The sequence below is a fragment of the Pseudescherichia sp. genome, assembly GCF_032052675.1.
Lineage (GTDB): Bacteria > Pseudomonadota > Gammaproteobacteria > Enterobacterales > Enterobacteriaceae > Pseudescherichia.
Window position 1 is genome coordinate 103,527 of the sequence record NZ_DAMBWA010000014.1, and the last position, 10,705, is coordinate 114,231.

11 protein-coding genes and 1 other RNA gene are annotated in these 10,705 nt (G+C 54.0%); 1 reads left to right on the forward strand and 11 read right to left on the reverse strand.

From position 1 onward, the window contains the following. On the reverse strand, window positions 1-593 hold a 593-nt coding region (locus RTX96_RS17340), incomplete at its 3' end, for a BapA prefix-like domain-containing protein (RefSeq protein WP_312671645.1). Window positions 594-1,167: 574 nt separating this feature from the next. Here RTX96_RS17340 and ssrA point away from each other — a divergent pair. Further along, window positions 1,168-1,530, forward strand: a transfer-messenger RNA (tmRNA) gene (ssrA, locus tag RTX96_RS17345). Window positions 1,531-1,647: 117 nt separating this feature from the next. On the opposite strand, the gene RTX96_RS17350 is transcribed toward ssrA, so the two are convergent. The 10 genes from RTX96_RS17350 to RTX96_RS17395 all read right to left on the reverse strand — a co-directional run bounded on the left by RTX96_RS17350 (window position 1,648) and on the right by RTX96_RS17395 (window position 10,563). Further along, complete coding sequence (locus tag RTX96_RS17350; protein ID WP_045334934.1) at window positions 1,648-1,866, reverse strand: ogr/Delta-like zinc finger family protein; 219 nt, start codon at window positions 1,864-1,866, stop codon at window positions 1,648-1,650. A 68-nt stretch (window positions 1,867-1,934) separates the two neighbouring features. After that, entirely contained in the window at window positions 1,935-3,035 is a 1,101-nt protein-coding gene (locus tag RTX96_RS17355; protein WP_033146258.1) for a phage late control D family protein, read from the reverse strand. Then, a complete protein-coding gene (locus RTX96_RS17360; RefSeq protein WP_015386377.1) occupies window positions 3,032-3,517 on the reverse strand; it encodes a phage tail protein in 486 nt (161 codons plus the stop codon). The genes RTX96_RS17355 and RTX96_RS17360 overlap by 4 nt, the downstream gene beginning before the upstream one ends. Further along, complete coding sequence (locus RTX96_RS17365; RefSeq protein ID WP_312671646.1) at window positions 3,517-6,903, reverse strand: phage tail tape measure protein; 3,387 nt, start codon at window positions 6,901-6,903, stop codon at window positions 3,517-3,519. The genes RTX96_RS17360 and RTX96_RS17365 overlap by 1 nt, the downstream gene beginning before the upstream one ends. Further along, window positions 6,896-7,015, reverse strand: coding sequence for a GpE family phage tail protein (locus RTX96_RS17370; RefSeq protein WP_007848878.1), 120 nt, complete (start codon window positions 7,013-7,015; stop codon window positions 6,896-6,898). Before RTX96_RS17370 ends, RTX96_RS17365 begins: the two co-directional genes overlap by 8 nt. Window positions 7,016-7,029: 14 nt before the next feature. Further along, window positions 7,030-7,332 carry a phage tail assembly protein gene (locus RTX96_RS17375; protein WP_007848877.1) on the reverse strand — a complete coding sequence of 101 codons (303 nt, stop codon included), beginning with the start codon at window positions 7,330-7,332 and terminating at the stop codon, window positions 7,030-7,032. A 54-nt stretch (window positions 7,333-7,386) separates the two neighbouring features. Continuing rightward, entirely contained in the window at window positions 7,387-7,902 is a 516-nt protein-coding gene (locus RTX96_RS17380) for a phage major tail tube protein (protein WP_007848874.1), read from the reverse strand. A gap of 9 nt (window positions 7,903-7,911) precedes the next feature. Then, entirely contained in the window at window positions 7,912-9,084 is a 1,173-nt protein-coding gene (locus RTX96_RS17385) for a phage tail sheath protein (RefSeq protein WP_007848866.1), read from the reverse strand. Between the two features lie 80 nt (window positions 9,085-9,164). Continuing rightward, window positions 9,165-9,917, reverse strand: a complete 753-nt coding sequence (locus tag RTX96_RS17390) for a DNA-methyltransferase (protein WP_063659043.1) — start codon at window positions 9,915-9,917, stop codon at window positions 9,165-9,167. A gap of 58 nt (window positions 9,918-9,975) precedes the next feature. Continuing rightward, on the reverse strand, window positions 9,976-10,563 hold the full coding sequence (locus RTX96_RS17395) for a recombinase family protein (protein WP_286049533.1): 588 nt from the start codon (window positions 10,561-10,563) through the stop codon (window positions 9,976-9,978). Between the last annotated feature and the right edge of the window lie 142 nt (window positions 10,564-10,705).

Below are 10,705 nucleotides of genomic sequence, written 5' to 3' on the forward strand. Positions count from 1 at the left end.
TCGTCCGGCGGCGTGGTACTGCCATCGTCCGGCGGCGTGGTACTGCCATCGTCCGGCGGGGTTCCATCGATAGGGGGAAGAACGCCATTATCCTCAGCTTCCTGACGGCTGCTGCCGCTACCGCCGCCGCCTGCTGCGGCTGCAATACCGACAATCCCCCCGATCGCCGCTACCCCACCCAATACGGCCAACGCAGAGATCCCACCTGCGCCAACAAGAGAATCTACAGATGCTTCAGAGAACGCTGGCACGATTGCCTCTGCCGTAGCAGGCGCGGCGGCATCGGCAAAGGGGAAAACGGCGTGGTGCGTGCCCAGATCATCTTCAAAAATCAGTTCGCTGTGTAAGCCATTCTCATCAAGCACAAAAAAGCGCTGGTAGCGTACCGTAGTACCGTCGTTCATATGGACGATCAGGTCATTTCCTTCACGCTGATAGTAATTAACAGACTGTGGGGAAGCATTAATACGAACGATGCTGGTTTGCGTCAGATTAACAACGCGGTCGGTACTTTGGGCATATTGGCTAACGACATCACCAGTTCTTTGATTTATAATATCCACTGACCCAGCAGGGCTAATTTGGGGAGCCATATAATGTCCTCTCGCTATTTAGATCGCTATTTTGTGCATGTGCCAGGCTTATTTTTGACAGAGGGGGGCCGCTACCAAAATAAAGTGGCAGAAATTAATCATCTTTGTAATAACCGGGTAGTGGATCTACAAGTTATTGTTTTTCAATGAATTAATACCTCTTGCATAACTTCAACGCAGAATTGATCTCATTAAAATATATAATCAATAGTCTGAAATTAGGCAAACTCTCAAGTCACAAATTTTCACATTTTCTTAAATACAGAATATATTGTTTACAAATTCATTGATATTTAATCATCACTAAAACAGTACAGGTGGTGAATAGATGTATTTTTAATAATTAACAAAGAGCTAAAAATAATAGTTCGATATATCCTATATGGTAAATATTTAATATATTCTTTCAGTATTTATATTTTGAATAAAACGGGCTTAAAGGCGAGAACAACCTGTCCCAGAGCTGATGAACCGGCCCTGTTCATACTTTAACCAGCTGAAGGCCATACAGAGGTTGTAGCGATATGGACTGGTGCGTTGGTGGCAAAACCTGTTATACTGTAGTTAACACATTGGGGCTGATTCTGGATTCGACGGGATTTGCGAAACCCAAGGTGCATGCCGAGGGGAGGTTTGCCTCGTTAAAAGCCTCAAAAAAATAGTCGCAAACGACGAAAACTACGCTTTAGCAGCTTAATAACCTGCTTCGAGCCCTCTCTCCCTAGCCTCCGCTCTTAGGACGGGGATCAAGAGAGGTCAAACCCAAAAGAGATCGCGCGGATGCCCTGCCTGGGGTTGAAGCGTTAAAACTAATCAGGCTAGTTTGTTAGTGGCGTGTCTGTCCGCAGCTGGCAAGCGAATGTAAAGACTGACTAAGCATGTAGTGCCGAGGATGTAGAAATTTCGGACGCGGGTTCAACTCCCGCCAGCTCCACCAAATAAAACAAGGGGTTACGTGAAAACGTAGCCCCTTTTTCTATTCCAATGGCGGCAAAATGGCGATAGGCTTTTGGACTGGCGACAAAAAAAAACCCGCTTTGAAAGCGGGTTCTTTTTAAAAATTCATGTGCCCTTGCCCATCTTTTCCCGGATGTGGGGGTGCAGAAGAAATCACATTAGGCTTAATGATATGCCTAACAAATGTTTCATGCGTGACAAAAGTACAACCGCAGTTGATATTTTGGCACTGGTTGTAACGTTCTTTGGTTGTTGCTGATACCTGAAAACTGCTTCTTGTATGCGCTGCCTGGCCGCACTCTGGACAATTCATCATTCCGGTTATCCCACCACTTTTGCCAAAATCACAATAATGATACATCATTATTCAATTTTGAGAACCCATTACTCCATTTCGAGATCATCGATCTTAACTTCAAGCTCCAGAGTCGTAGTAAAACCATTATCTGCACTGACACTATGCGTCAGCGTGGTAATGGTCCATTCGGCATCATCAATGGGCTGTTTAAAGCCGCTCACCTTCACCGGCATTTCGGTATACAGATCAGCCCTTCCCTCTGCGAGCTGCAGGGAGAATGTTGCAACCCCGCGCTGCAGGCGCTCCCACTGCATCTTTGCCGCTCGCTCTGCATTGCTGCGGTTTGCATAAGTTCTGTTGAGTACCAGCACGTTTTCATCCGTCCCAACCAGGTAATCTCCCTGTTTTGCTTCCGGCTCCTTTGCCGCGGTGGTTTTCTTTCGACGGCGCTTAACCTTTGCTGTCTCTTTTTTCTTTGGCTCACGGGTATGGAGCCAGCTGGCAATTACCCCCGTATAGGCATCGCGATCAGCCAGGGTAAAACGATGACCGTCACCAGCCTGGCGGGTGATGGTGATAACCGGCAGCGGCTTACCGCTTGCCGTTCTGCCCTGCCCCTGGCGGATAAACAACAGATTTCCGTCCTTAACTGAGGCTATCGCCCCATACTGCCGCGCCAGCTTCATCAGGAAACTCGCATCGCTCTCGTTGGTCTGGTCAAGATGATCCACAGGCCTGTCCATCAGGTCCTTTCCCAGCGCCATCTTTAATTTATGCCTGGCGGCGATTTCCTTCACGATTTCGCCCACCGTTGTCTGGTGCCAGGACTTCTCACGACGCGTATTCAGGGTTTCACGGAAATCTGCACTACGCGCGCGGATTGTGAGACGGTCAGGCGCGCCGCTGTGCTCAATCTCATCGACAGTAAACGCCCCTTTCGGAAAAAGCGGCTGACCTTTCCACCCCAGCGCAAACTGAATAATGGCCCCCCGACGCGGCAGAACGATTAGCCCGTCCGAGTCATCCAGTTCCAGATCAAGCTGGTCCGCTTCAAAGCCCCGGTTATCCGTCAGCGTCAGACTCATCAGGCGCGCATCCAGCACGGTAGTCACATCTTTACCTTCAATGATGATACTGAAACCGGGAGTTTTGCTGTTCAGGTTCAGGAGATCAGAGGTGAAATTCACTGCAGTAACCCTCCAACCGTATTTTTCATATTGCCTATCGCAGAGGTGGCAGATTCCTGCAAATTACTGAGCTGGTCGCTGAGGCTGCCGAACATATCAGACAGCGACTCATCCACCCGTTTCAGGCTCAGCGAAAATTCGATGCGCCGGGGCATACCGCTCTCAAAAAATTCTGTTTTTGTCTGGCTCAGACTCTCGATCACAAACATGCCGTAAATCGTCCCGCTCCCCTCAATCAGAGGCCAGGCTTTTCCCAGTTCCGCCATCTGCTCCAGCGCCAGCAAAGACAGCCTGCCGCCGGTTATCTCCGGCAGCAGGACACCGGATAGAGTAAGCGAATCGTTATCCGGCCCAAGAAACTGCGTTGACGGGCGCCGGTTTACCCGGCTGTTAGCAGCGTGCCGCCAGCTGCGCTGATACTGCAGCTCCTGATAGGGTACGGTGCGCAGCATGAATACGTATAACCCCAGCACCATCATCATTATTCGTAACCCCCTCGATCACTGAAATTACTGCGTGTTTTTGCCCTAGCCCTGCGCTCTCGCTCATCAAGCTGCCGGGCCACCTCTCGGGCGATATCCTGCGCGCTTTGCCCTGGCTGGGCGACAATATGAATTGGCGCGCTTATCTCGTACTTAATGACCTGCGGCTGTCTTTCTGCCTTCGCCGACGGCGCCGGTTGCGTCCTGACAGGTACACTGTACGGATGAATTGGCGCGGCTTCTGCCGAGGCAGCCGCCAGGCCCATTACGCCAGCGACCACGGAAGCGAACACCTTCTGGCGCATAGCCATCGGGTCAGCCCTGTTATCCGTGATTTCCGTAAGGGCCGGTGCTGGCATGACAGCCGCAGCGATATCAGCCAGCTCCGCAGCACGATCCCGACCAGGACGATTTACCGGGGCGTTAACAATCTCATGTGGCAGTATTAATCTGCTTTCAGGCCGTTGCTCCGGTCTGGCCGGCTCCGTCCGGGAAGGATTGAGCGTTGCCGCCACCCTTGCCAGATCAGCAGTCCGTTTCCTGCCGGTGACATTGGCGGGTCCGTTAACAATCTCAGGGCCATTCTCGCCCACGATGCCGAACTGGCCGCGCGGAATGGTACCGCCGCTGTCGTACATGCCAGCAAAACCCATCGTCGGGAATCCGCCAGGCGGCAGCACCACTTTACCGTCTCTGTTGACCGTAGCTGGCTGCTGCCGCGTGACCTGTTCAGGAAGCTTCGCTTTGGCCGCCTCCTTACTGACAATGCCGAGTTTTTCAAGCAGCCAGGACACGCCCGATTTAAGCGAATCCAACGGGTGCATGACCATGCTCAGCCCTTCCGCCAGCGCTTCGCCAAACTGCCGCCCCATCGAAGCCGCGCTTTGCAGTTCTGCAGAGGTGGATTTAACCGGCGTCAGCAGATCAGTAAACCAGCCCCACAACGCCTGGACCTTGTCACCTATCCACTGGAAAACAGGCTGCAGTGGCTCAAACGCCGCACTGATAGGTGCAGCTGCAGCTTTGAATCCTTCAACCACTCCGCCTAAAAATGCGCTTATCGGCTGCCAGTATTTCCAGACGACCAGCGCCACACCAGCCAGAGCCGCCACGACCAGCCCTATAGGGCTAAGCAACGCCCCAAGCACACTACCCACTCCCATCAGAGCTGTGCGCAAAAGTGCAAATGGTGACATGACCAACCACCGGATAACGCCTCCCGCCCCCCTTACAGAAGTAACTAGCGGTGCTAACGCAGCGCTTGCCAGCCCTCTGATTTTCGTACCAAGCTGACGGATAGCTTCACCTGGATTACGAAAAGAGGACACCAGACTTTCGCCCGCCTGCTGGGCATATTCTTTGACTTTATCCAGCACCCCGCCTCGGAACGCATCCAGGATACCGTCACCGTCATCTTCCCCACCGCCACTGAGCGCCTCACGAATACGACTTATCCAGCTAACTGTCTCACTCGCTTCATTTCCCGAAAACAGCCCAAACAGCTTTTTCAGTGCATCACCTGACTGGAATAAACCAGGTGTGAATGATTTGAATGCCTGGCTCAACCGGCCCAGCAGTGGACCGAACCGCCCCAGACCAGTGATGGCTAGCGATTTCATCCCAAAGCGCAATAATGCCAGCGGCCCCAGAACAGCAGCCATGGCAATAGCTAATGTCCCAAGCGCCAACGTCACTGAGGCGACCACAGCGGCAATCTTCATCAAAGTGCCCGCCAGCTGCGGGTTAGTCTCAACCCATCGACGCAGTGCCCCGGTAACGCTTTTGACGTACCCCATGATATCCATCAGCGGCTGGCGCAGGGTTTCACCCAGGCTACTGAAAGCGTTCTGCGCGCCCGTTTTAACAAGCAACCACTGCGCGGAAAGTGAATCCTTATTGATATCGGATTCTTTCTGCATGGAGCCGTTAGCCTCAGTGCCTGAGGTAAGTTTCAGCTGTCGCTGCAGCTCCGGCAGGTTATTTGCCAGCTTCGCCGCATCGTCGCCAAACTCCTTGCCAAATATCATCGTCATGGCGGACAGGCGCTTGTCCTGCGGCAGTTTGTTAACCTTCTCCAGCACACGCTGAATGGTCCCCATTGCGTCCTTTGTCATCTGCTTTTCAATCTCTTCTGGATTGAGTTTCAGCAGATCCATACCTTCCATGAACCGCTTGCTCTGCATGGTTGCAATCGACAGTTCGCGCACCATCGCATTTGATGCGCTGGCGGCAATTTCAGGCGCGGCGCCCAGAGACAGGAAGGTGGAACCCAGCGCGGCCGCCTTGCGGAAATCAAGCCGGTCAGCCACGCCGCCCATGCGCTGCAGCACATTGATGATATCGCCGCCCTTAGACATGGCGTTATCGTCCAGGTAGTTCAGGGCATCGCCAAGCTGTTCAATATTGCGGGTCGGCACTTTATAGAGCTGCGCGATTTTCCCCAGCCCCTCCGCCAGCTCATCAGCGGGCAGCTCGAATGCCGTTGCGGCCTTTGCTGCAGTGGATGCAAAGGCCAGCAGGTCACGCTTCTGGTCTTCGTAAGAATCGTTCTGGTTTGTCACGCCCATGCGGGCGCCACCTTCAACCAGCGCGGCATAGTCGATGGCGCCATTCTCCATCGGCAGCTGTTCACTGGCGGCCTTGATGGCATCCTGCATGTCATAAAACTGCTTTGTGCGGTTGCCGTTGTCGTCCCGCAGCCCGTTAACCTGCTTTGCCACGCCTTTCATCGCATCTTCCATGCTGGCATAGCTTTTAACGGCAGCCATCACCGGCGCACCCATCGCCAGCCCGGCGGCAGTCGTCGTTGCTCCGGCGCCCGCAATACGATCCCGCACCTCAAGGCGCCGCGAATACTGATCGCGGACGGCGTTCATACGGGCCTGCTGCTCGCCCAGGCGTTTAAGGGATTTCTGCTGTCGGTCCAGCGCCTGCCGGGTTTCGTCGGCATTCTGCCGCAGCTCCCGCTGCGCACTGCTCAGCTTTTTGGTGTCCAGCCCGGCCTCATTGAGCGCAAGACGCTGACGCTGCACCGACTGACGCAGGCCGTTGTATTTGCTCTGCAGCTCGTTAACGCGGTTTTTTGCCTGCTCCAGCAGACGCGCCTGCGCCGCCGTCGGCCGGTTAGTGGCCGAGAACTGCGTGGCAAGCTTCGCCGCTTCTTCGCGTGCGGCTTTAAGACTGTTGCCGGTGACGGCCAGCTGCGCGCTTGCCTTGCGGAAACCGTCAATACGGCCCGCCTGGGCGTCCAGTTCTTTTAATCTTGCGCGGCTTTGCTGAATGGCGGTAGCCAGCTCTTTAGAACTGGCCTGCGCTGATCGGAATGGGCGGGTGAGTTTATCAACCGCATTTAGAATTACCTGCAAACGCAGGTTAGTGTCACTCATCGCTGGCCCCGCTTCTCTGAATCGCTTTATGCCGCCACTCCAGCACTTCGGTCAGCGGCATAACGTCAGTGACGGACGGCGGCCAGTGAAAAATGGTGGCGATATCAGCCACCAGGTCTTCTACCGTCAGGCTGTCGGCAAACCGGCAAGCACCGATTTCTTCAACAAAAAAGTGACCACCTCAACCGACAGCGCGGTGAGATCTGCGGGGTCCATTTCAGCCATTTCCTGAGCGGTCAGCGCGGGCGTGGAGATGCGGGGAATAATCGTCATCATCGCGCCGACGTCCATATCCATGATCGCCTGCAGACGGGTGCCACGCAGCGCGCCGGACTGCGGCTTGCGCAGCACAATTTCGGCAATTTCGGTTTTACCGCGTTTGATTGGGGTGTCCAGCTGTACGGTTTTTTCAGTCAGTTGTTCGCTCATTGTCATTTCCTGTTTATAAGGTACTGGCGCGGCTGCCCGCGCCTTTAAAGTAGATCAGAGGCCCAGGGCGTTGCGGTGTTCTTCCATCAGGTCCACGCCGTCAACGATTTCAATCATGTTGATCACATCAACCTCATAGAGCACCTCGCCGTTAATGGTCAGCTTCGCGTAGCTGTTGGTGCTGCTGACTTTTGTGGTGTTGCTCTCGCCGGTTTTCCATTCGCCGGAATCGACTTCTTTATGTCGCCCGCGCACAACCAGCTCAACGGCCTGCACTTCGCCGGTATCATCACGCTGAATGGAGCCGGTGAAACGCAGCTGGATGCCGTCAACGGTGGCTTTACCCATCTGCTTGAATAACAGCAGTTCGGTGCCACCGATTGAAAATTCCGTGTCCAGCGCGCCATCATCCAGCCCCAGATCTACATCAGCCGAACCGGGCATACCGCCGCCGCGATACTTTTCAAACTTGCGGCCGAATTTAGGCAGGGTCAGGGACTCAACAATCCCCTGATAGTTATTCCCGTCGTTAAACAGGTTCAGGTGTTTTAACTTGCGTGGTAAAGCCATTTTGTCCCCTTACGCGCTGACCTGGCTGGAGAAATCCAGCAGATACTGATCGGTGATGCGCTGGCGCAGCATCAGGTTTTCCAGAGGCGGTACCGGCGTATAGTCGTAATCGATAGTGAGCTTCCCGGCTTTCAGGGAATCTTTATCGTTTACAGACTCATCCAGCCAGCAGTCGGCGCCGATGATGTAGCCCTGCGTTTTCAGGTTACGCAATTTGGCGCGAATACCTTCGATAATGTCGCGGGCCAGCGACGGGTTAAGCACGCCATCCACCGCCCACATATGCGCTTCTGCGATGGTGTCAGCCAGTACCTGCGCGGTGCGGGTGTAGTTTTCAAAGGCAAACAGAGGATCGTCACTGAGGCAACGGGAACCCCAAAAGCGGAAACCGTCTTTGCGGATCAGCGTGGTGACATCGTTCTGGTTCAGCAGCCCCGCATCGGTTGCCGGGTCCTGCAAATCCCAGAACACATCAGCAGAAATGCCGGTGACGCCGTTCACGCCAACGTTGGACAGGGATTTGTGCCAGCCGGTCTGTTCGTCAATTTTGGCACGCAGGCCAAGCGCACGGGCTGAGGCGTAAGCCGTTGCGTCAGCGTTCAGCACGGTGTCAAAACTGATGAAATCAGGCCAGATCAGCATCCCCTCGCGCTGGCTGAAATTAGCGCGGTAGGCAATGGCCTCCTCTACCGTTTTGCAGCCGTAGGCGGACAGATAAGCAAACCCGCGCAGACTCTGCGCCACGCTCAGCAGCTCAGTAGCAACCGCCTGCGTGTCATGCCCCGGCACGCCAAGAATGCGCGGCTTAACGCCGAGCTGGGACTGCGCAGATAACAGCGCTTTCATGCCCGTTTTTTTACCGTCAGCTGTCACGCCGCCGATAATGTTGGAGGTTGTTTCCGCTTCGGTTTCACCCTGTGCAACGCGCACAACGACGGTCACGGGTTTAGCCTGGTCGGCAATTGCATCCAGCGAGCGGGCCAGCGTGCCGGACTCGCCTGCTTTACCGCTGGCGGTCAGCACGTCGGTAAGCAGGACCGGTTTATTGAGGGGGAACACGGACGCATCTGCATCATCGCCGGTACAGACCATACCGACAATTGCCGTGCTTACTGTTGAAATGGGGCGGGTGCCATCGTTGACCTCAACGACGCGCACACCGTGGTGATAATCCTGAGCCATACGGCGAACCCTCCGGTGTTTAGGTTTCGCCCTATGGTGAATTGAATGGGCCGCGCAGACAGCTACGCGGCATTGTTCCCTTAATCACACAATACGCCCGCGCGGATATCTGCGTTTTCTTTTTCCAGGCGTTCGCATGAGATATCAAAATACTGCTGGCTCATTTCAATCCCGGTAAATTTGTATCCCTTCCTCAGCGCGGCAACGCCAGTTGATGCACTCCCCATAAATGGATCAAGAATATGGCCGCCAGGAGGCACGGGAGCAACCAGGCTCTCCATAAGCTCAATCGGTTTGCCGGTCATATGGAGTTTTTGAGACGGAATAACCCGACGAGTCACCATACCCGGCCAGGGTCCACCATGCAGACTTTTAGGCAATGGTCCGTTACTTCCCCAAACCACGTATTCGCACTGATGACGAAAATAACCGGTATGAGGCGCACGGGTTGAAAGCGTTTTATCCCACGGAATCAGCCCCCGCCACACAAAACCGCCAGCCTGGAAAACGTCAGTAAGCGTTGGAAGCTGCCGCCAGTCAGTGAAAACCATGGCATACCCGCCTGACTTAACCAGGCGGTTAACCTGACTCATCCACTGCGTCATCCAGAACGCCCAGGAGCGCACGTCTCTGTTATCGCCGTAAAACTCATGGTAGTTGTTATTGCCTACATACTTCCCGGAGGGTTTGGCCTGCCGATCACTGCGCGTCATACCACCGCTGGAATAAGGCGGATCAGTAATTACTGCATCAAATTCTCCAGTTAGTTCGCGCAGAATTTCCAGGCTGTCACCACAATAAATAGTTGCCGCCCCAATAACCGCTTTTTGCATAGCCTTGCCTCTCTTATGTGCCTGATTTCAGGTTACATAAATGGGAAAGCATGTTCATTTATACAGGAGTGTCTGAGCGTTCAGACAATGGCGCCACGACACACGCGGGAAATTTACGGTACAGCGTTGATATACCCACATCAAAAATCAGAGCAACGCGTTTCCTGCTTTCCCCTGCATCAAGCAATCGCCCCGCCTGCGCCCATTGCTGCTCTGTCAGTTTTGGCCGCCTGCCACCGATACGCCCTTGCTGCCTTGCAGCTGCCAGTCCGGCGCGGGTACGCTCAACGATTAGTTCACGTTCCATTTCAGCCAGGGCGCCCATAACATGGAAAAAGAAACGCCCCATTGGAGTTGATGTGTCAATGCTGTCTGTCAGGCTGCGGAAATTTACCCCTCTCCCGCGCAGGTCTTCAATCAGCGTAACAAGATGTCGCATGCTCCTGCCTAGTCTGTCCAGCTTCCAGACTACCAGCGTGTCACCTTCTGAGAGTGTGCGCAGGACCTTCTTTAGCCCTGGTCGATCTGAGGTTTTTCCGCTCATTTTGTCCTCAAATATCAGCTCACATCCTGCGCACTCCAGCGCATTTCGTTGTAAAGCCGTGTTTTGGTCATTTGTTGACACCCTCACGTAACCGATTTGCATGATTTTTCGCCCTTAAAAAAGTGGTGAATGATGCCACCATTTTATCGAGCATGGTCATTTCTGACTGTACTGCAGAGAATGGCCAACACGGACAATCATGCCCGTGATGGATAAAAAACCTTCGTTTGGGGGAAGCGGCAAA

Coding starts and splice junctions, on each gene's coding strand:
- RTX96_RS17350 (WP_045334934.1), bottom strand. CDS start 1,866: ATGATGAATTGTCCAGAGTGCGGCCAGGCAGCGCATACAAGAAGCAGT.
- RTX96_RS17360 (WP_015386377.1), bottom strand. CDS start 3,517: ATGATGATGGTGCTGGGGTTATACGTATTCATGCTGCGCACCGTACCC.
- RTX96_RS17365 (WP_312671646.1), bottom strand. CDS start 6,903: ATGAGTGACACTAACCTGCGTTTGCAGGTAATTCTAAATGCGGTTGAT.
- RTX96_RS17375 (WP_007848877.1), bottom strand. CDS start 7,332: ATGAGCGAACAACTGACTGAAAAAACCGTACAGCTGGACACCCCAATC.
- RTX96_RS17380 (WP_007848874.1), bottom strand. CDS start 7,902: ATGGCTTTACCACGCAAGTTAAAACACCTGAACCTGTTTAACGACGGG.
- RTX96_RS17385 (WP_007848866.1), bottom strand. CDS start 9,084: ATGGCTCAGGATTATCACCACGGTGTGCGCGTCGTTGAGGTCAACGAT.
- RTX96_RS17390 (WP_063659043.1), bottom strand. CDS start 9,917: ATGCAAAAAGCGGTTATTGGGGCGGCAACTATTTATTGTGGTGACAGC.
- RTX96_RS17395 (WP_286049533.1), bottom strand. CDS start 10,563: ATGCAAATCGGTTACGTGAGGGTGTCAACAAATGACCAAAACACGGCT.